General features: G+C 68.1%; 14 protein-coding genes and 1 riboswitch. Of the genes, 9 read left to right on the top strand and 5 right to left on the bottom strand.

Features of this window, described 5'->3' with window-relative positions:
- Nucleotides 1–118: 118 nt before the first annotated feature.
- Nucleotides 119–850 carry an OmpW/AlkL family protein gene (locus LGN10_RS26595; RefSeq protein WP_059577302.1) on the bottom strand — a complete coding sequence of 244 codons (732 nt, stop codon included), beginning with the start codon at nucleotides 848–850 and terminating at the stop codon, nucleotides 119–121.
- 193 nt (nucleotides 851–1,043) lie between these two features.
- Between LGN10_RS26595 and LGN10_RS26600 the strand changes: the two genes are divergently transcribed.
- The 5 genes from LGN10_RS26600 to thpR all read left to right on the top strand — a co-directional run bounded on the left by LGN10_RS26600 (nucleotide 1,044) and on the right by thpR (nucleotide 10,663).
- Complete coding sequence (locus LGN10_RS26600) at nucleotides 1,044–1,757, top strand: transposase (protein ID WP_027783329.1); 714 nt, start codon at nucleotides 1,044–1,046, stop codon at nucleotides 1,755–1,757.
- Nucleotides 1,758–2,045: 288 nt separating this feature from the next.
- Entirely contained in the window at nucleotides 2,046–6,749 is a 4,704-nt protein-coding gene (locus tag LGN10_RS26605) for a glutamate synthase-related protein (RefSeq protein WP_059577297.1), read from the top strand.
- A gap of 85 nt (nucleotides 6,750–6,834) precedes the next feature.
- A complete protein-coding gene (locus LGN10_RS26610; protein ID WP_059640198.1) occupies nucleotides 6,835–8,301 on the top strand; it encodes a glutamate synthase subunit beta in 1,467 nt (488 codons plus the stop codon).
- Nucleotides 8,302–8,609: 308 nt separating this feature from the next.
- Complete coding sequence (locus LGN10_RS26615) at nucleotides 8,610–10,100, top strand: alanine/glycine:cation symporter family protein (protein WP_226225557.1); 1,491 nt, start codon at nucleotides 8,610–8,612, stop codon at nucleotides 10,098–10,100.
- The gene (gene thpR / locus LGN10_RS26620) at nucleotides 10,097–10,663 is read left to right on the top strand and encodes an RNA 2',3'-cyclic phosphodiesterase (protein ID WP_226225559.1); all 567 of its coding nucleotides are present in this window, start codon (nucleotides 10,097–10,099) and stop codon (nucleotides 10,661–10,663) included. The genes LGN10_RS26615 and thpR overlap by 4 nt, the downstream gene beginning before the upstream one ends.
- Nucleotides 10,664–10,763: 100 nt before the next feature.
- On the opposite strand, the gene LGN10_RS26625 is transcribed toward thpR, so the two are convergent.
- From LGN10_RS26625 to LGN10_RS26640, 4 genes are all read right to left on the bottom strand, one after another.
- Complete coding sequence (locus tag LGN10_RS26625; RefSeq protein ID WP_226225560.1) at nucleotides 10,764–12,047, bottom strand: D-amino acid dehydrogenase; 1,284 nt, start codon at nucleotides 12,045–12,047, stop codon at nucleotides 10,764–10,766.
- Between the two features lie 25 nt (nucleotides 12,048–12,072).
- The gene (locus LGN10_RS26630; RefSeq protein WP_226225562.1) at nucleotides 12,073–13,335 is read right to left on the bottom strand and encodes an MFS transporter; all 1,263 of its coding nucleotides are present in this window, start codon (nucleotides 13,333–13,335) and stop codon (nucleotides 12,073–12,075) included.
- 127 nt (nucleotides 13,336–13,462) lie between these two features.
- Nucleotides 13,463–14,239 (bottom strand): SDR family NAD(P)-dependent oxidoreductase, encoded by a 777-nt coding sequence (locus LGN10_RS26635; RefSeq protein WP_226225564.1) that lies wholly within the window; start codon nucleotides 14,237–14,239, stop codon nucleotides 13,463–13,465.
- Nucleotides 14,236–16,005, bottom strand: a complete 1,770-nt coding sequence (locus tag LGN10_RS26640; RefSeq protein ID WP_226225565.1) for an ABC transporter ATP-binding protein/permease — start codon at nucleotides 16,003–16,005, stop codon at nucleotides 14,236–14,238. The genes LGN10_RS26635 and LGN10_RS26640 overlap by 4 nt, the downstream gene beginning before the upstream one ends.
- A gap of 270 nt (nucleotides 16,006–16,275) precedes the next feature.
- Nucleotides 16,276–16,399: riboswitch (TPP riboswitch) on the top strand.
- A 225-nt stretch (nucleotides 16,400–16,624) separates the two neighbouring features.
- Between LGN10_RS26640 and LGN10_RS26645 the strand changes: the two genes are divergently transcribed.
- The 4 genes from LGN10_RS26645 to thiE are packed head-to-tail and all read left to right on the top strand — an operon-like array spanning nucleotide 16,625 to nucleotide 19,966.
- Nucleotides 16,625–17,761 (top strand): FAD-dependent oxidoreductase, encoded by a 1,137-nt coding sequence (locus LGN10_RS26645; RefSeq protein WP_226225567.1) that lies wholly within the window; start codon nucleotides 16,625–16,627, stop codon nucleotides 17,759–17,761.
- A gap of 32 nt (nucleotides 17,762–17,793) precedes the next feature.
- On the top strand, nucleotides 17,794–17,991 hold the full coding sequence (gene thiS / locus LGN10_RS26650) for a sulfur carrier protein ThiS (protein WP_099316006.1): 198 nt from the start codon (nucleotides 17,794–17,796) through the stop codon (nucleotides 17,989–17,991).
- A gap of 38 nt (nucleotides 17,992–18,029) precedes the next feature.
- Nucleotides 18,030–18,845: a thiazole synthase gene (locus tag LGN10_RS26655; RefSeq protein WP_059577272.1), complete on the top strand. Its 816-nt coding sequence runs from the start codon at nucleotides 18,030–18,032 to the stop codon at nucleotides 18,843–18,845.
- The gene (gene thiE, locus LGN10_RS26660) at nucleotides 18,842–19,966 is read left to right on the top strand and encodes a thiamine phosphate synthase (RefSeq protein ID WP_226225569.1); all 1,125 of its coding nucleotides are present in this window, start codon (nucleotides 18,842–18,844) and stop codon (nucleotides 19,964–19,966) included. Before LGN10_RS26655 ends, thiE begins: the two co-directional genes overlap by 4 nt.
- Nucleotides 19,967–20,047: the final 81 nt, after the last annotated feature.

Raw genomic sequence — 20,047 nt, forward strand, 5'->3', positions numbered from 1 at the left:
AAAACGACGCCCTGGCGGGATGCCCGCCGGGGCGTTTTGCATCGTGGAGACGTTACGCCAGGAAAATTCCGCTACAAATTGCAGCAGGATTAACCATTCCCCAAATATTCGACTACGCTTAGAAGCGATAGCCGACGTTCAGGTACGTGACGATCGGGTTCAGCGAGATGTGGGCCTTCGACGTTTCCGTCAGCGTGCCGACCGGCGTGCGGCGGGCCGTCGTGAAGGTCGCGGTCACGCTGACCGGGATGTACGAGAGCGACAGGCCGGCGAACCAGTGTTTCGTGAAGTTGTACGTGAAGCCGGCGTTGAAGACGGGCGCCCACTGGTTGCTGGTCGTCGCGCTGGTCGGGCCGCCGAGCACGCCGTTCTCGAAGCTGCCGTTCGTGATCTTCGCGCCGGTGAACCAGACGTACGTCGCGCCGATGCCGACATACGGACGGAACTTCGCGTTGGCGTCGTTGAAGTGGTAGCGAAGCAGTACGGCGGGGCTCCACTGGTACGCACGGCCGAGCACGCCGAATCTTTCGAACTGACCCTTGCCGGTGATGTCGAACTTCGGCGGTATCCCCATGACGAGCTCGGTGGAGATATGGTCGGTGACGAAGTAGCCAGCTGCGAGCCCGAGCGTATCGGCGTCGTTGATGCCGGCGCCGGTATTGGGAATCGACTGGTTGATGGGCGTGCCGCCTACGCCATAGACGAACAGCGGGTCGCTGCTGTCCTGCGGCGAAAGGTGCAGCCAGCCGGTGCTGACGTAGAAATCGCCTGCGGATTGTGCGTGTGCCGGACCGCCCGCTAACGTGAATGCGAGCGCTGCGGCCCCCGTAATGGCCAGTTTTCGTTTCATTGTGTCTCCTCCGATCAAAGGCGTGCTCATTATGACGACTGCGTTTAAAACCAAACAAGCTCGTAAGTTAGAGTTTTCACCCTAGGATTCGCACGACCGTACGCTTCCGCGCCCTGACAGGACAGGCATTCTACGCAGGTGCGCATTTTCGGACCTCCGGGTATTTCCTAACGCGTTCAAACGGACATTCAGCATGGCACGGTTAGCACGACTCTACGTTCCCGACCAGCCGCAGCACGTGATACTGCGCGGCCTGGATCAGCAACCCGCGTTCGTCGACGACCAGGACTACGAACTCTTCATCGATTGCCTGAAGGCCGCCGCACGCGATCATCACCTGTCGGTGCATGCCTACGTGCTGCTGCCGCGCCAGGTGCAACTGCTCGTGACCCCCAGCGACGAGGCCAGCCTGCCGAAGGCGATGCAGGCCGTCGGCCGTCGCTACGTCGCGCATTTCAACCGGCGCTATTCGCGGCGCGGCACCCTGTGGGAAGGCCGCTATCGCGCGACGGTGATTGAAGGCGAGCGCTATTTCCTCCTCGCGAGCCGCGTGGTCGAGATGAGCCCGGTGCGTTCGCAGCTCGTCGCGACGCCCGAGGCCTATCGCTGGTCGAGCTACCGGCATCACGTCGGGCTCACCGTCGACAGCCTGATCACCGACCATCCGCTCTACTGGGCGCTCGGCAACACGCCGTTCGACCGCCAGCGCGCGTACAAGGAGCTGTGCGAGCAGCCGCTCGACGAGCGGCAGGCCGACCAGTTGCAGCAGGCGACGCTGAAGGGCTGGGTGCTCGGCGGCGAGAATTACCGCGAGTGGGCGGCGCGCACCGCCAACCGGCGCGTCTCGCCGTTGCCGCGCGGACGCCCCAGAAAGGTGCGCGAGAACACGCCGCCGATCCAGCAGTAATGCCGGAAAGGCGGGCCAGGAGCGGCGCTGCGGGCGCCGCTTCTTTTTGCACCAAAACGATACGTCCCCAATAAAACGGCACCGGATCGAGGCATTGGTTTAATTGGGGTTCGATCAAGCGGTTTTTGTTGCTATTCCCTTGATTCGTCGCGTATATTCCGAATTCCGGTGGCCCGGGCGAAGCTTGCCCAACCACTGTCGGCCGCGCCGTCTCCCTCGGGAAGCGGGATCGACGGCAACAAGAAAACGGTTCAACGGCCTCCAGGCCCCCTTTACGACGGTGTCCCCATGAACGACCACCAGCAGCCGCTCGCCGCGGTGCCCGCCGCACAAGGTCTGTACGACCCGCAAAACGAACACGACGCCTGCGGCGTCGGCTTCGTCGCTCACATCAAAGGCAAGAAGAGCCACGAGATCATCCAGCAGGGCCTGAAGATCCTCGAGAACCTCGATCACCGCGGCGCGGTCGGCGCCGATCCGCTGATGGGCGACGGCGCAGGCATCCTGATCCAGATTCCGGACGCGTTCTATCGCGAGGAAATGGCGAAGCAGGGCGTCGACCTGCCGCCGGCCGGCGAATACGGGGTCGGGATGATCTTCCTGCCGAAGGAAAACGCGTCGCGTCTCGCGTGCGAGCAGGAGCTCGAGCGCACGGTGAAGGCCGAAGGCCAGGTCGTGCTCGGCTGGCGCGACGTGCCGGTCGACCATGCGATGCCGATCTCGCCGACGGTCAAGGCGAGCGAGCCGCTGATCCGCCAGATCTTCATCGGCCGCGGCAAGGACATCATGGTGACGGACGCGCTCGAGCGGAAGCTGTACGTGATCCGCAAGACGGCGAGCCACCGCATCCAGGCGCTGAAGCTCAAGCACGGCAAGGAATACTTCGTGCCGTCGATGTCGGCGCGCACGGTCGTCTACAAGGGCCTGCTGCTGGCCGGCCAGGTCGGCGTGTACTACCGCGACCTGCAGGACGAGCGCGTCGTGTCCGCGCTCGCGCTCGTGCACCAGCGCTTCTCGACCAACACGTTCCCGGCGTGGGAACTCGCTCACCCGTACCGGATGATCGCGCACAACGGCGAGATCAACACCGTGAAGGGCAACGTGAACTGGCTGAACGCGCGTACCGGCGCGATCGCGTCGCACGTGCTGGCCGACGATCTGCCGAAGCTGTGGCCGCTGATCTACCCGGGCCAGTCGGACACCGCCTCGTTCGACAACTGTCTCGAGCTGCTGGTGATGGCCGGCTACCCGCTCGTGCACGCGGTGATGATGATGATCCCGGAAGCGTGGGAACAGCACACGCTGATGGACGAGAACCGCCGCGCGTTCTACGAATATCACGCCGCGATGATGGAGCCGTGGGACGGCCCGGCTGCGATCGCGTTCACCGACGGCCGCCAGATCGGCGCGACGCTCGACCGTAACGGCCTGCGCCCGGCGCGCTACATCGTGACCGACGACGACCTCGTCATCATGGCGTCGGAAGCCGGCACGCTGCCGATCCCCGAATCGAAGATCGTCAAGAAGTGGCGCCTGCAGCCGGGCAAGATGTTCCTGATCGACATGGAACACGGCCGCATCATCGACGACAAGGAACTGAAGGACAACCTCGCGAACGCGAAGCCGTACAAGAGCTGGATCGACGCCGTGCGCATCAAGCTCGACGAGATCGAGCCGAAGGCCGAGGAAGTCGCGGCCGGCCGCACGCAGGGCGCCGCGCTGCTCGACCGCCAGCAGGCGTTCGGCTACACGCAGGAAGACCTGAAGTTCCTGATGGCGCCGATGGCGCAGCAGGGCGAGGAAGCCGTCGGTTCGATGGGCAACGACTCGCCGCTCGCGGTGATGTCGAACAAGAACAAGACGCTCTATCACTACTTCAAGCAACTGTTCGCGCAGGTGACGAACCCGCCGATCGACCCGATCCGCGAGAACATGGTGATGTCGCTCGTGTCGTTCATCGGCCCGAAGCCGAACCTGCTCGACACGAACAACATCAACCCGCCGATGCGGCTCGAAGTGTCGCAGCCGGTGCTCGATTTCAAGGACATCGCGAAGATCCGCGCGATCGACCAGTACACGGGCGGCAAGTTCAGCGCATACGAGCTGAACATCTGCTACCCGGTCGCGTGGGGCAAGGAAGGCATCGAGGCGCGCCTCGCGTCGCTGTGCGCGGAAGCCGTCGACGCGGTGAAGTCGGGCTACAACATCCTGATCGTGTCGGACCGCAAGACGGATGCCGAGCACGTCGCGATTCCGGCGCTGCTCGCCACGTCGGCGATCCACACGCACCTCGTCCAGCAAGGGCTGCGTACGAGCACGGGCCTCGTCGTCGAGACGGGCTCCGCACGTGAAACGCACCACTTCGCACTGCTCGCGGGCTACGGCGCGGAAGCCGTGCACCCGTACCTCGCGATGGAAACGCTCGCGAAGATGGCCGAGGGGCTGCCGGGCGACCTGTCGCCGGAGAAGGCCGTCTACAACTTCACGAAGGCGGTCGGCAAGGGCCTGCAGAAGGTGATGTCGAAGATGGGCATCTCGACGTACATGTCGTACACGGGCGCGCAGATCTTCGAAGCGCTCGGCCTGTCGAGCGACCTCGTCGAGAAGTACTTCAAGGGCACGGCGTCGAAGGTCGGCGGCATCGGCCTGTTCGAAGTCGCGGAAGAGGCGATCCGCCTGCACCGCGACGCATTCGGCGACAACCCGGTGCTGCGCGACATGCTCGACGCGGGCGGCGAGTACGCGTACCGCGTGCGCGGCGAAGACCACATGTGGACGCCGGATTCGATCGCGAAGCTGCAGCACGCGACGCGCAGCAACTCGTACCAGACGTACAAGGAATACGCGCACCTGATCAACGACCAGACCAAGCGTCACATGACGTTCCGCGGCCTATTCGAGTTCAAGGTCGAGCCGACCAGGGCGATCCCGATCGAAAACGTCGAGCCGGCGAAGGAGATCGTCAAGCGCTTCGCGACGGGCGCGATGTCGCTCGGTTCGATCAGCACCGAAGCGCACGCGACGCTCGCGGTCGCGATGAACCGGATCGGCGGCAAGTCGAACACCGGCGAAGGCGGCGAGGACGAAAAGCGCTATCGCAACGAACTGCGCGGCATTCCGATCAAGGCGGGCGAGACGCTGAAGTCGGTGATCGGCGACGAGATCGTCAGCGACATTGCGCTGAAGGACGGCGATTCGCTGCGCTCGAAGATCAAGCAGGTCGCGTCGGGCCGCTTCGGCGTCACCGCCGAGTACCTCGCGTCGGCCGACCAGATCCAGATCAAGATGGCGCAGGGCGCGAAGCCGGGCGAAGGCGGCCAGCTGCCGGGCCACAAGGTGTCCGAATACATCGGCAAGCTGCGTTACTCGGTGCCGGGCGTCGGCCTGATCTCGCCGCCGCCGCACCACGACATCTACTCGATCGAGGATCTGGCGCAACTGATCCACGACCTGAAGAACGTGAACCCGAGCGCGAGCATCTCCGTGAAGCTCGTGTCGGAAGTGGGCGTGGGCACGGTCGCGGCCGGCGTCGCGAAGGCGAAGGCCGATCACGTCGTGATCGCCGGCCATGACGGCGGCACGGGCGCGTCGCCGCTGTCGTCGGTCAAGCACGCGGGCACGCCGTGGGAACTCGGCCTCGCCGAAACGCAGCAGACGCTGGTGCTGAACCGCCTGCGCGGCCGCATCCGCGTGCAGGCCGACGGCCAGATGAAGACGGGCCGCGACGTCGTGATCGGCGCGCTGCTCGGCGCGGACGAATTCGGCTTCGCGACGGCGCCGCTCGTCGTCGAGGGCTGCATCATGATGCGCAAGTGCCACCTGAACACGTGCCCGGTCGGCGTCGCGACGCAGGACCCGGTGCTGCGTGCGAAGTTCAAGGGCCAGCCCGAGCACGTCGTGAACTACTTCTTCTTCGTCGCGGAGGAAGTGCGCGAGATCATGGCGCAGCTCGGCATCGCGAAGTTCGACGACCTGATCGGCCGCGCCGACCTGCTCGATACGCGCAAGGGCATCGAGCACTGGAAGGCGAAGGGCCTCGACTTCTCGCGCGTGTTCTACCAGCCGGAAGAATGCGAGGACGTCGCGCGCCGTCACGTCGACGTGCAGGATCACGGCCTCGAACGCGCGCTCGACCACGTGCTGATCGAGAAGGCGAAGGCCGCGATCGAGAACGGCGAGCACGTGTCGTTCATCCAGCCGGTGCGCAACGTGAACCGGACGGTCGGCGCGATGCTGTCGGGCGTGATCGCGAAGCAGCACGGCCACGACGGCCTGGCCGACGACGCGGTGCACATCCAGCTGAAGGGCACGGCCGGCCAGAGCTTCGGCGCGTTCCTCGCGAAGGGCGTGACGCTCGACCTCGTCGGCGACGGCAACGACTACGTCGGCAAGGGCCTGTCGGGCGGCCGGATCATCATCCGTCCGACCAACGACTTCCGCGGCAAGTCCGAGGAAAACATCATCTGCGGCAACACGGTGATGTACGGCGCGATCGAAGGCGAAGCCTTCTTCCGCGGCGTGGCCGGCGAGCGCTTCTGCGTGCGCAACTCGGGTGCGACGGCGGTCGTCGAGGGCACGGGCGACCACGGTTGCGAATACATGACGGGCGGTACGGTCGTCGTGCTCGGCGAGACCGGGCGCAACTTCGCGGCCGGCATGTCGGGCGGTCTCGCGTACATCTACGATCCGGAAGGCACGTTCGCGGCGAAGTGCAACAAGTCGATGGTCGCGCTCGAGCCGGTGCTGCAGCAGGCCGAGCAGGAACGCACGGTCGACCGCGCGCTCTGGCACGCAGGCACGACGGACGAAGCGCTGCTCAAGGGGCTCGTCGAGCGTCATTTCCAGTTCACGGGTTCGCCGCGCGCGAAGTCGCTGCTGGAAAACTGGGACGCGGCGCGCCGCCAGTTCGTGAAGGTGTTCCCGCACGAATACAAGCGCGCGCTGGGCGAGATCGGTGCGAAGAAGGCGGCGAAGGAAGTGCTGGCCGCCTGAGCGACGAACGACATAGCGAATGCCGCGCGCGCCTGACGGCCGCGCGCGGCTCCCCCACCTGATACACCGAACAGAAGAGCACCTTATGGGCAAGGCAACCGGTTTTCTGGAGTTCGAACGCCGCCACGAGGCGTACGAAGCACCGCTCACGCGCGTGAAGCACTACAAGGAATTCGTCGCGGCACTGACCGACGCGGACGCGAAGGTCCAGGGCGCGCGCTGCATGGATTGCGGCATCCCGTTCTGCAACAACGGCTGCCCGGTCAACAACATCATCCCGGACTTCAACGATCTCGTTTACCGCCAGGACTGGCAGCAGGCGATCGAAGTCCTGCACTCGACCAACAACTTCCCGGAGTTCACGGGCCGCATCTGCCCGGCGCCGTGCGAAGCCGCGTGCACGCTCGGGATCAACGACGACCCGGTCGGCATCAAGTCGATCGAGCACGCGATCATCGACAAGGCCTGGGCGGAAGGCTGGGTGAAGCCGCAGCCGGCCGCGCACAAGACGGGCAAGAAGGTGGCGGTCGTCGGTTCGGGCCCTGCAGGCCTCGCCGCCGCGCAGCAGCTCGCGCGTGCCGGTCACGACGTGACGGTGTTCGAGAAGAACGATCGCATCGGCGGCCTGCTGCGTTACGGGATTCCCGACTTCAAGCTCGAGAAGTGGCTGATCGACCGCCGCATGCGTCAGATGGAGGCGGAAGGCGTGACGTTCCGCACCAGCGTGTTCATCGGCAAGGATCCGCTGCCCGAGTCGATCGGCAGCCTCGCGAAGGAAACCATTTCGCCGGACACGCTGAAGGAAGAATTCGACGCGGTCGTGATCGCCGGCGGTTCGGAAACGCCGCGCGACCTGCCGGTGCCGGGCCGCGAGCTCGCGGGCGTGCATTTCGCGATGGACTTCCTGCCGCAGCAGAACCGCGTGAACGCAGGCGACAAGCTCCCCGACCAGTTGCTGGCGAAGGGCAAGCACGTGATCGTGATCGGCGGCGGCGATACGGGTTCGGACTGCGTCGGCACGTCGAACCGTCACGGCGCGAAGCAGGTCACGCAGTTCGAGCTCCTGCCGCAGCCGCCGGAAGAGGAAAACAAGCCGCTCGTGTGGCCGTACTGGCCGATCAAGCTGCGCACGTCGTCGTCGCACGAGGAAGGCTGCGAGCGCGACTGGGCGGTCGCGACGAAGCGTCTCGAAGGCAAGAACGGCAAGGTCGAGAAGCTGATCGCGGTGCGCGTCGAGTGGAAGGACGGCAAGATGCAGGAAGTGCCGGGTTCCGAGTTCGAGATGAAGGCCGACCTCGTGCTGCTCGCGATGGGCTTCACGCAGCCGGCGGCGCCGGTGCTCGACGCGTTCGGCGTCGCGAAGGATGCGCGCGGCAATGCGCGCGCGGCGACCGAAGGCGATCGTTCGTACTACACGTCGGTCGACAAGGTGTTCGCGGCAGGCGACATGCGTCGCGGCCAGTCGCTCGTGGTGTGGGCGATCCGCGAAGGCCGCCAGTGCGCGCGCTCGGTCGATGCGTACCTGATGGGGCATTCGGAACTGCCGCGCTGAGTCGAAGCGCGAGCGGGTTTCGTGAAAGCCGGGCGTCCGAGAGGGCGCCCGGTTTTTTTTATGGTCTGCGCATGGCGGGGCCGATGTTCTTCAGCTTCCGAGGCCGGCCGCGCGCTTGTCCGCGATGCCGGCCCTCCTCGTCATTTGCCCATAGCGTCGCCTAATCTGATGACATCCGGCGTCGATTTTTCGTCATCTCAATTTCTTTCATTTTGTAATAATCCTTGAAAACTGTCATATCATGTCGCCCCTCCGGCCGCATTCGCGCGGTCGCCGCACATGACTGACCCTATTTACAAGGATTCTGGATGGAAGCATTCGTGCAAGGGCTGATCGACGCCGTCAACGGCGTGTTGTGGAACTACGTGCTGATCGCGCTGCTGCTCGGCGTGGGCGCGTGGTTCACGCTGCGGTTCCGGATGATCCAGCTGAAGGCGCTGCTCCTGAGCGTGAAGCTGGTCGGCAGCAAGGGCGAGCCGGGCAGCATCTCGTCGTTCCAGGCGTTCGCGACCGGGCTCGCGAGCCGCGTCGGCACCGGCAACATCGCCGGCGTCGCGGTCGCGCTGACGGTCGGCGGGCCGGGCGCGATCTTCTGGATGTGGATGACCGCGCTCGTCGGGATGTCGTCCGCGTTCGTCGAGGCGACGCTCGCGCAGATCTTCAAGGTGTCGCACCCGGACGGCAGCTATCGCGGCGGCCCCGCGTACTACATCCAGACGGGCCTGCGCTCGCGCGGCTTCGGCGTGCTGTTCTCGCTGTCGCTGATCCTCGCGTTCGGCTTCGTGTTCAACGCGGTGCAGGCCAATGCGATCGCCGATGCGTTTCACACGTCATTCGGCTGGAGCCGCGAGACGGTCGGCCTCGGCCTCGTATTGCTCACCGCGCCGCTCATCTTCGGCGGCATTCGCCGCATCGCGTCGGTCGCGCAGGTGATCGTGCCGGTGATGGCGATCGGCTACCTCGCGCTGGCCGTATACGCGGTCGCGACGCACGCGGCGCTGGTGCCGGGCGTGATCGCGCTGATCGTGAAGAGCGCGTTCGGGCTCGAGCAGGCGGCGGGCGGCCTGACGGGCTATGCGGTCAGCCAGGCGGTCGCGATGGGCGTGAAACGCGGGCTGTTCTCGAACGAGGCCGGCATGGGTAGTGCACCGAACGCGGCCGCGACCGCGAGCGTGCGGCATCCGGTCGTGCAGGGGCTGATTCAGATGCTTGGCGTGTTCGTCGACACGATCGTGATCTGCAGCGCGACCGCGTTCGTGATCCTGCTGTCGGGCCAGTACGCGCTCGGCACCGGGATGGAGGGCGCAGCGCTCACGCAGCGCGCGATCTCGAGCCACGTCGGCGGTTGGGGCGGCATCTACATGGCCGTCGCGATTTTCTTTTTCGCGTACTCGTCGGTGATCGGCAACTACGCGTATGCGGAAGGCAACGTCGAATTCATCACGAAGCGGCGCGGCGTGCTGCCGCTGTTCCGCATCGCCGTGCTCGGCATGGTGATGTTCGGCAGCGTCGGGCAACTGCCGCTCGTATGGGCGATGGCCGATACGAGCATGGGGCTGATGGCGATCATCAACCTGATCGCGATCCTCGCGCTTGGCAAGTACGCGCACGCCGCGTGGGCCGACTATCGCCGCCAGCGTGCGGCAGGCGTCGCCGATCCGGTGTTCACGCGCAACACGATCCCCGAACTCGCGCGCGTGCTGCCGGCCGACGTGTGGGGCGAGCACGGCCCGTTGCCGCAGCGTCCGGCGTCGGCCGATGTGGCGCGCGCGCCGCGCGCGGTGGCGAACGAGTCATGAACGGCGACCGGCTGCGCGTGTTCGTCGCGCTGATGCCCGATGCGGCATCGCGCGACGCGCTGCACGCGTTGCCGGTCACCCATGGCGCGCGGCGCCCGCTGCCTGCGCAATTGCATATGACGCTCGCGTTCGTCGGCGCGATCGAACGGGCGCGGTGCGACGCGCTGGCCGCTTGCTTGCCGGCGCTCGCGGCCGAGCATGCGCTGCCGTCGATGCCGGTCGAACGGATCGCGTGGTGGCCGAGCCTGCCGCGCGCACGGCTGATCGTCGCGGAACTGGCCGCCGAACCGGCGTGCGCGGCGTTGAATGCCGGGCTGTCGGCGACGCTGCGCGAGCTTGGCGTGCCGGCCGACCGGCGGCCGTTCCGCCCGCACGTGACGCTCGCGCGGCTGCCGCACGATGCGCTCGGACAGCCGGCGCACGGCGGTGCGGTGAAACGGCCGGTCGCGTTGCGGTTCGACGCGCTCACCCTGTTCGAAAGCCGGCTGTCGCACGAAGGTGTGTCGAATCGGCCGATCGTGTCGGTGCCGATTGCACGGGCGGACGGCGCGGCGGCGGGTTGAGCCGGACCGGCGATGCCTCGCGCGGGCCGGTCACGCTTGCGGTGATGTCGCAGCCAGGCGTGTCGCGGCATCGCGTCGCCAATGCTGCCCGAGGTCCGGGCTAGCGCCCGTAGCGCGCGAGCGTCAGCCCGGCCAGATCGATCTCCGGCGTCCGTCCGGTGACGAGATCCGCGACCACCTTTCCCGACCCCATCGACATCGCCCAGCCCGTCGAGCCGTGGCCGACGTTGAGCCAGAGGCCGTCGATCCCGCTCGCGCCGAGCAGCGGCGGGCCATCGGGCGTCATCGGCCGGCGGCCGACCCAGAAACGCGCCGACGCGCGATCGGCCGCGTGCGGGAACCAGTCGTCGAGCACCTTCATCAGCGTGTCGAGCGCCTGCTGCCGCAATGCCAGCCGGCGGTTGCCGAGCTCCGCGGTGCCGGCGACGCGCAGCGTCGGGCCGAAGCGCGTGATCGCGGTCTTCAGCGATTCGTCCATCAGCGCGGCGCACGGCGCCTTTTCATCGTCGACGACCGCGAGCGTGGCCGAATAGCCCTTCACCGGATACAGCGGCACGTCGATGCCGTGCGGCCGCAGCAGGCCCGCGCTGTCGACGCCGAGCGCGACGACGATCGCGTCGGCGGCGAGCAGCGCATCGCGCCGGGCGGCGGCGTCTGCGTCGAGCGAGTCGACCCGCACGCCGCGCGCCTTGCCGCCCGCGACATCGAGCGCGCGAATCGCGGTGCGAAACCGGAACGTCACGCCGTTCGCTTCGCACAGCGCCCGCAATTCGCGCGTGAAGCGCGCGCAGTCGCCTGCTTCGTCGTCGGGCAGGTAGATACCGCCGACGGGCGCCTGCCGCGCCCAGCGCAGGCCCGGTTCGATCGCGGTGCAGCCGGCGGCATCCAGTTCGCGAAACGCGATGCCGGCGTCGCGCAGCACCTTCAGCGCGGGCTGCGCCATCTCGACGTCGAAGGCGCCGCGCAGCAGTTGCAGGTAGCCGCGGCTCGCGCCGTAGTCGAATGGATGACGTTCGCGAAATGCATGCAGGCACGCGCGGCTGTAATACGCGATGCGCTGCATCCGCTGCTTGTTCACGCGAAACCGCTCGAATTCGCATTCGCGCAGCCAGCGCGCGATCCAGCGCCACTGCGCGGCGTCGAGCGTGGGCCTGAAGATCAGCGGCGACGCGGGCTTGAACAGATATTTGAGGATCTTGCCGGGCATCCCGGGCGCGGCCCACGGCGTCACGTAGCCGGGCGCGATCACGCCCGCGTTGCCGAGGCTCGTCGCTTGCGCGACGTCGGCCTCGCGTTCGATCACGGTGACGTCGCAGCCCGCTTCGCGCAGGTGCCAGGCGGTGGTGACGCCGATCACGCCGGCGCCGAGAACGATCGCGTGCATGCGGTGTCCGGAACGAAACGGGGGCTCACGACGCGATGGCCGGATCGTCGGCGAGCGACTTGCCGCGCGTTTCCGGCAGCACGAGCGCCGCGACGATCACGAGCAGGTAGCCGCCGCCCGCGACGAGGCCGATCGCCTTCACGAGCGACATCGACTGCGACAGCGCGCCGACGAGGATCGGGAAGAACGAGCCCAGCCCGCGGCCGAGGTTGTAGCAGAATCCCTGGCCCGAGCCGCGGATCGCGCCCGGATACAGCTCCGACAGATACGCGCCGACGCCCGCGAAGATGCCCTGCACGACGATGCCGAGCGGGAAGCCGAGCAGCAGCATCGCGGTATCGGTGATCGGCAGCATCGTGTACGCCATGCCGAGCGAGAACGAGCCGACCGCGAACAGGATGAACGACGCGCGGCGGCCGAGCCGGTCGGACAGGATCGCGCCGACCACGTAGCCGACGAACGAACCGACGATCAGCACGACCAGATAGCCGCTCGTGTTGAATACCGACAGGTGGCGCACGGTTTTGAGATAGGTGGGCAGCCACGTCGTGATCGCGTAGTAGCCGCCGAGCATGCCGGTGCACAGCGCGCTGCCGAACAGCGTCGCACGCAGGTGCGGCGGCGAGAAGATCTCGAGGAAATGGCCCGACACGCGGCCTTCGTCGCGCGCGCGGCGCGTGGCCGTGTAGATGTCGGGATCGCTGACGTTGCGGCGGATGTAGAGAATCCACAGCGCGGGCACGATGCCGATCCAGAAGCACGCGCGCCACGCGACCTGCTCGGGCAGCAGCGCGAAGAACGCCCAGTAGAGGATCGCGGCCGCGCCCCAGCCGAACGACCAGCTGCTCTGCACGGTGCCGACGGCCTTCGCGCGATGCTCGGGCGAGCGGATCGTCTCGGCCATCATGATCGTCACGACCGACCATTCGCCGCCGAAACCGAAACCCTGCAGCGTGCGCGTCGCAAGAAGCTGCCAGAACGAATGCGTGAAGCCGGACAGGCACGTGAACAGCGCGAACGTCGCGATCGTCCACTGCAGCACGCGCACGCGGCCGTAGCGGTCGGCGAGGATGCCGGCGACCCAGCCGCCGATCGCCGACGAGATCAGCGAGCTCGTCGCGATCATCCCGGCCTCGCTCTTCGTCATGCCCCAGGTGGCGATCAGCGTCGGAATCAGGAACGAATAGATCATGAAGTCGAACGCATCGACCGCATAGCCGCCGAAGCCGGCATACAGCGTCCGGCGTTCGCGCGTCGATAGTTCGTTGAACCACTGGAATGCCTGCATGCTTGCCGCCCCTGTCGCCTCGTCTGGTCACGCGCTGCCGCGTCGCGGCTATTTTACGGGCGCGATCCTGCCCGCCAAAAAGGCGGCTTCGGGTTCGTGCGGAAAGGGCGGACGGAAGGGCGACGCGTCAGAGCGTCAGGCCGCCGTCGACGTGGATGACCTGGCCGGTGATCTGCCGCGCCGCGTCCGACAGCAGGAACGCGATCAGCGCGGCGACGTCGCCGGGATCGGCGATCCGGCCGAGCGGCGTCGCCTGTTCGGCCTGCGCCCACGCGGCGGCGTTGCCGGCGCTCGGCCCGTGATCCTTGCGCGTGAAACCCGGCGCGACCGCGTTGACGGTGATGCCGTGCGCGGCGAATTCGGCGGCCGCGCTACGCACCAGCGATTCGAGCGCGGCCTTCGCGGCGGCGGTGGCCGCGAACGGCGCATCGGCGCGGTAGCGGTGCGCGACGAACGAACTGACCGCGACGATCCGCGGCGCGGCCGACGCTTCGAGCAGCGGCCGCGCGCGGCCCGCGAGCGCGGAGAACGCGCCGGGCATCGCCGCGAAGGCGGACGCGAGCGCGTCCGCGGAAAGATCGGAAAAGGATTGCCGTGCGGCGAAACCGGCGTTCGCGACGAGCTGGTCGAGCGCGCCGAAGCGCGTGGCGGTTGCGTCGACGAGCGCGGCGGCAACACCCGGCTCGCCGAGATCGCCGGTCAGTGTCAGGCATTCCGCGCCGGCCGCCGTGCACGCATGGGCGACGTCTGCGAGTCGCGCGCGTGCCGCATCGTCCGCGCCGCGCGCATGCAACGCCAGCGCGACGCCGGGCGCCGCGAGCCGCCGCGCGAGCGCCGCGCCGATCCCCGAACCTGCGCCGGTGATCAGCGCGATCCGTGCGATGGGCGCGGCGCGTGCGCTCACGCGGCGACCTTGTCGTCGTCGTTCACGCGCTCGACGTTGATCGTGCCGACGTGGAACGCGGCGAGCGACTCGCGGTGCGCGATGCTGACGATCGCGGCCTTCGGCAGCCGTTCGGCGAACAGGCGATAGAGGCGCGCCTCGTTGTCGGCGTCGAGCGCGCTGGTCGCTTCGTCGAGGAACAGGAAGTCGGGCTTGTGCAGCAGCACGCGCGCGCCGGCCAGACGCTGCTGCTCGCCCGGCGACAGCACGCGGGTCCAGTGCGCGGTTTCGTCGAGGCGCTCGACGTAATCCTCGAGGCGGCACGCGCGCAGCGCGTCGCGGCACGCTTCGTCGCTGAACGTGTCGGGCGTCGCCGGGTAGGTGAGCGCGGCTTTCAGCGTGCCGATCGGCAAGTAGCTCGTTTGCGGCACGAACATCATCCGCGCGCCGACCGGCGCGTCGATCGCGCCGTCGCCGAATGGCCACAGGCCCGCGAGCGCGCGCATGAACGTGCTCTTGCCGGAACCGGACTTGCCGACCACGAGCCAGCGCGAGCCGGGCTCGATCGTGACGTCGCCGATGTTGGCGAGCGCGTTGCCGTTCGGCAGCGCGAGCTTGAGCGACGACGTGGACAGCTTCGCGGCGTCGATGTAGTGCAGGTTGATGCCGCCGTGCTCGGTCGCGGGCGACAGGCTTTCCTTCAGGTGCGACGTGCCCATCACGCGCTTGAATTCGCGCAGACGGTTGACGGTGGCGCGCCATTCGACGAGGGTCGAGTAGCTGTTGATGAACCACGAGAACGAATCGCTGACCGTGCCGAACGCGGACGAGATCTGCATCAGCACGCCGAACGAGAACGCACCGGCAAAGTAGCGCGGCGCCGCGACGACGAGCGGAAAGATGATCGCGATCTGCCCGTAGAAGCTCAGGACGAACGTGAGCCGCTTCGTGTACTTCATCACACGCCACCAGTTGTCCCGGATGCGCATGAACAGGTTCCGCGCGTTGCCGGTCTCGGTCTTCTCGCCGTCGTAGAACGCGATCTGCTCGGCGTTCTCGCGTACGCGGATCAGCCCGAAGCGGAAATCGGCCTCGACGCGCTGCTGCTGGTAGTTGATCGACACGAGCGGATGGCCGACCTTCTGGATGATCAGCGAGCCGACCACCGCATACAGCGCGGCCGCCCACACCATGTAGCCGGGAATCGCGATCGGCGTCGCGCCGAGCGTGAACGTCAGCGCACCGGCGAGCGACCACAGGATCGTGATGAACGACACGAGCGTGACGACCGTCGACAGCAGGTCGAGCGACAGCGCGAGCGTCGTGGTCGCGAACGACTGGAGGTCGTCGGTGATCCGCTGGTCGGGGTTGTCGGCGAGGCGGTCGCGCTCGATCCGGTAGAACGCGCGATTGCCGAGCCACTGGCCGAGGAAACGGTCGGTGAGCCACTGGCGCCAGCGGAAGCCGAGCATCTGGCGCAGGTAGCGGCCGTACACGGCGAGGATGATGAACGCGAAGGCGAGCGCGGAGAACTGCATCAACAGGTTCGGGAAGTCGTGGACGTCCTTCGACTGCAGCGCGTTGTAGAACTGCGCGTTCCACTTGTTCAGCCGGACGTTGATCCAGACCACGCAGAGGTTGATCGCGATGATCGTAACCAGCAGCCCCCACGCGATTTTCCATTCGGACGACACCCAGTAGGGCTTGATGAGGCTCCACGCGGATACCGGGCGCTCGTCCTGCGGCGCGTTGGAGGCGGAGCGGACGGGATCGATCGATTGGGTCATGTGCTTCCTGATGATGAGCCGGCGCGCGGGCCGGGCGAAACCGGGGCGCGCGCCGCGATACGGCATGCCGGGCGCGGCGCCGACTGACGGTGGGCGTCCGGATGGTCGCCCGTGCGTCTTAAACGGCACTTAAAAACCGGCGGTGACGCGGCAACCGGCCGCTCGCGCGGCCGGCCTGCGGGCATTGTGCCAGAGCGGCGCAACACGCCGGCGAATTTGCCGCAACGGGGACAGTTTGCGGCGCTTTCCGCTTTTATGGTCTAATGGCCGACGACGAAACAGGGGTGCTTCGTGACGCGGCCGGCGGATGTTCCGGGCAGCGCGGCGAGGCTGAGAAAGACCCTTCGCACCCGATCCGGGTAATACCGGCGAGGGAAGTTTCTGATCCCGCCGGGCCGCGCTGGCCGCCATCCCACATGGTCAGCGCCCGAGTCCCGCCCGGCCGGCCTTTGCTGCCGGTTTCGTCCTTTTGGGTACGCGCATTGCGCGTTACGGAAGGAATGATGACCGCACAATCTTCAGTCTTTTGCCCGGTTCCCGGCCCGATGTCGCGTGCGTTCGCATGCGGCGGCGCGCACGCGTCGACGTTCGTCGCGCGTGAGCGCGCGGAGGGCGGGCGATGAACGTCCGGGACGCACGGCCCGATTTCGCGGTGCTGGGCGGCGGCCTCGTCGGCCGCCTGATCGCATGGCGGCTCGCCGGCGACGGCCATCGCGTCGCGCTCTACGAGCGCGGCGGGCCGGACGGCGAGCAGTCGGCCGCGTGGGTCGCGGCCGCGATGCTCGCGCCGCTCGCGGAAGCCGCGAGCGCGGAGCTGCTGATCACCGAGCTCGGCGCCGCGTCGCTCGCGCGCTGGCCGCGGTGGCTAGCGGAACTGCCCGAACCCGTCTTCTTCCAGCATCACGGCACGCTCGTCGTCTGGCATCAGGCCGACCGCGCGGAGGCGCCGCTGTTCGAGCGGCGCGTGCGTGCGAACGCGCCGGCCGAGCTGTTCGACGGCGGCTTCGTGACGCTGGCCGGTGCGCAGGTCGACGCGGCCGAACCCGCGCTCGCGGGCCGCTTCGCACGCGGGCTGCTGCTGCCGCGCGAAGGCCAGCTCGACAACCGTCAGGCGCTGCGCGCGCTGGCGGCGGGCCTCGCGCAGCGCGGCGTCGAAACGCACTGGCACGCGTCGGTCGACGACACGAACCCGCCCGCCGCGCATTTCACGATCGATTGCCGCGGGCTCGGCGCGAAACCCGCGCTGCCGGCGCTGCGCGGCATCCGCGGCGAGGTCGCGCGCGTGCATGCGCCCGGCATCGGGCTCACGCGGCCCGTGCGGCTGCTGCATCCGCGCTATCCGCTGTACATCGCGCCGAAGCAGGACGATCTCTATGTGATCGGCGCGACCGAGGTGGAGGGCGAGGACATGTCGCCCGTCAGCGTGCGTTCCGCGCTCGAACTGCTGAGCGCGGCGTTTTCCGTGCATCCGGCGTTCGGCGAGGCACGCATCCTCGAACTCAACGCGCAATGCCGGCCGACGCTGCCCGATCATCGCCCGGCCGTGATCTGGGACGGCGCGTCGACGCTCGCCGTCAACGGCCTGTACCGGCATGGCTTCATGATCGCGCCGGAAGTCGCGCAGGCGGCCGTCGCGTTCGCGCAGGCCGCGCTCGGCGGCGCGCTCGGCGATCCCGACGCGTTCGCCGCGTGGCGCGCCGCCGCCCGCTGGCCGACCCTGCTTCATCACCGTAACGACGCGCGCCAGCCGGCCTGACGCGCGCCGCCGACCGAATCCGACCGAGCCTCATGGATATCCAGATCAATCAACAGACCCTGACGCTGCCCGACGGCGCGACGGTGGCCGACGCATTGGCCGCGTACGGCGCGCGTCCGCCGTACGCGGTCGCGCTGAACGGCAACTTCGTCGCGCGCACGCAGCATGCGGCGCGCCCGCTCGCGGCGGGCGACAAGCTCGACGTCGTGCACCCCGTCGCGGGCGGCTGAGCGCCGCCGGTTCGTCCCCGCTCTTCCAGGAAAACGACATGACGTCCCCCACCTCCGCCGACGCGCTCACGCTGTACGGCGTAACCTTCGCAAGCCGCGTGCTGCTCGGCACGTCGCGCTATCCGTCGCTGCAGTCGCTGTCCGATTCGATCGCCGCGTCGCGCCCCGGAATGGTGACGGTCGCGCTGCGCCGCCAGATGACGGGCGGCACGGCCGAAGCCGGCTTCTTCGACCTGCTCAAGCGCCACGCGGTGCCGCTGCTGCCGAACACGGCCGGCTGCCAGACCGTCGCCGAAGCGGTGACCACCGCGCACATGGCGCGCGAGGTATTCGACACCGACTGGATCAAGCTCGAACTGATCGGCGACGACTACACGCTGCAGCCCGACCCGGTCGGGCTGATCGAAGCCGCGGCACAACTGGTCAAGGACGGCTTCAAGGTGCTGCCGTACTGCACCGAGGATCTCGTGATCGGCCGGCGCCTGCTCGACGTCGGCTGCGAGGCGCTGATGCCGTGGGGCGCGCCGATCGGCACCGGCAAGGGCGTCGTGAATCCGTACGGTCTGCGCGTGCTGCGCGAACGGCTGCCGGACGTGCCGCTGATCGTCGACGCGGGGCTCGGCGTGCCGTCGCACGCGTGTCAGGTGATGGAGTGGGGCTTCGACGGCGTGCTGCTGAATACGGCCGTGTCGCAGGCCACGCACCCGGAGATCATGGCGCGCGCGTTCGCGCAGGGCGTCGAGGCCGGCCGCGCCGCGTACCTGGCCGGCCCGATGGATGCGCGCGAGACCGCGCACGCGAGCACGCCGGTCGTCGGGATGCCGTTCTGGCACCAGGACGGGGGCGGCGCATGAGCGCGCGCTTCGCCGATGCGTTCTGGTCGCCGGCCGACGAACTGGCCGAAGCGGCCGAGCGGATTCGCGCACGGCTCGGCGACTGGCCGGACGGCGCGGCGCCGCGGCGGCTCTGCGTGGCGGCGCCCGACGTGCCGGCCGACGGCGACGTGCTGATCGTGTCGGCGGGCGACCGTGCCGCGCAGGCCCGTGCATCGGCCGTGTCGCGGCCTGCGTCGCCGGACGCGGTGGCGATCGAATTCGACGAGGGCGGCGCCGTGCTGCATGCGGCCGGCGTGCGCTACGCGCTCGACGCCGCGCATCCGCTCGCGGACGACTGGATCGCGGCGCTCGCCGCGTTCCTCGATTGCGGCTTCGCGCCGGTCGACGCGCTGGTGCTCGCGCTGGCGTGGCGTGACGGCGACGAGACGCGCGCCACCGACGCATGGCCGGTCGATGCCGCGCGATTCCCGCGTGTCGCCGGGCTGCCGCCTGCGCCGGAGCCGGCGTTCGCGCCGTGCCCCGCGCGGCTCGGCCTCTATCCGGTCGTGCCGAGCGCCGCATGGGTCGAGCGCGTGCTCGACGGCGGCGCGCGAACCGTGCAATTGCGCGTGAAGGATGCGGCGCCGGACGCGCTGCGTCGGGAAATCGCGCGCGCGGTCGCGGCGGGGCGCCGCTATCCCGATGCGCGCGTGTTCATCAACGATCACTGGCAGATCGCGGTAGAAGAAGGCGCGTACGGCGTCCATCTCGGCCAGGAGGACCTCGAAACGGCCGACCTGGCCGCGATCGCGCGCGCGGGCTTGCGGCTCGGACTTTCGAGCCACGGTTATTACGAGATGTTGCGCGCGCTGCACGCGCGGCCGAGCTATCTCGCGCTCGGCCCCGTGTACGCGACCGCGACGAAGGCCGTCGCCGCGCCGCCGCAGGGCCTCGCGCGGATTGCCCGCTACGCGCGCTTCGCCCGCGCCCGGGCACCGCTCGTCGCGATCGGCGGGGTGGGGCTCGACACGCTGCCGGCCGTGCTGGGCACGGGCGTCGGCAGCGTCGCGGTGGTCAGCGCGGTCACGGGCGCGGCCGATTATCGGACGGCGCTTATTGCACTGCAGCAGTGCTTTGCCGGACAATTTGACAATCATTGACCGCAGGGCCCGGAACGGCGTCACGACATCATTCCAATGCAGGCCCTATAATTCGGCGTTCTGCGTAAAAGGACTGTCAGC

It is taken from the genome of Burkholderia sp. AU32262 (genome assembly GCF_020419985.1).
Lineage (GTDB): Bacteria > Pseudomonadota > Gammaproteobacteria > Burkholderiales > Burkholderiaceae > Burkholderia > Burkholderia semiarida.

Bases quoted from the DNA above. Each gene is read 5' to 3' on its own strand.
- LGN10_RS26595 (WP_059577302.1), bottom strand. From the start codon at position 850: ATGAAACGAAAACTGGCCATTACGGGGGCCGCAGCGCTCGCATTCACG.
- LGN10_RS26600 (WP_027783329.1), top strand. From the start codon at position 1,044: ATGGCACGGTTAGCACGACTCTACGTTCCCGACCAGCCGCAGCACGTG.
- LGN10_RS26605 (WP_059577297.1), top strand. From the start codon at position 2,046: ATGAACGACCACCAGCAGCCGCTCGCCGCGGTGCCCGCCGCACAAGGT.
- LGN10_RS26610 (WP_059640198.1), top strand. From the start codon at position 6,835: ATGGGCAAGGCAACCGGTTTTCTGGAGTTCGAACGCCGCCACGAGGCG.
- LGN10_RS26615 (WP_226225557.1), top strand. From the start codon at position 8,610: ATGGAAGCATTCGTGCAAGGGCTGATCGACGCCGTCAACGGCGTGTTG.
- thpR (WP_226225559.1), top strand. From the start codon at position 10,097: ATGAACGGCGACCGGCTGCGCGTGTTCGTCGCGCTGATGCCCGATGCG.
- LGN10_RS26625 (WP_226225560.1), bottom strand. From the start codon at position 12,047: ATGCACGCGATCGTTCTCGGCGCCGGCGTGATCGGCGTCACCACCGCC.
- LGN10_RS26630 (WP_226225562.1), bottom strand. From the start codon at position 13,335: ATGCAGGCATTCCAGTGGTTCAACGAACTATCGACGCGCGAACGCCGG.
- LGN10_RS26640 (WP_226225565.1), bottom strand. From the start codon at position 16,005: ATGACCCAATCGATCGATCCCGTCCGCTCCGCCTCCAACGCGCCGCAG.
- LGN10_RS26645 (WP_226225567.1), top strand. From the start codon at position 16,625: ATGAACGTCCGGGACGCACGGCCCGATTTCGCGGTGCTGGGCGGCGGC.
- thiS (WP_099316006.1), top strand. From the start codon at position 17,794: ATGGATATCCAGATCAATCAACAGACCCTGACGCTGCCCGACGGCGCG.
- LGN10_RS26655 (WP_059577272.1), top strand. From the start codon at position 18,030: ATGACGTCCCCCACCTCCGCCGACGCGCTCACGCTGTACGGCGTAACC.
- thiE (WP_226225569.1), top strand. From the start codon at position 18,842: ATGAGCGCGCGCTTCGCCGATGCGTTCTGGTCGCCGGCCGACGAACTG.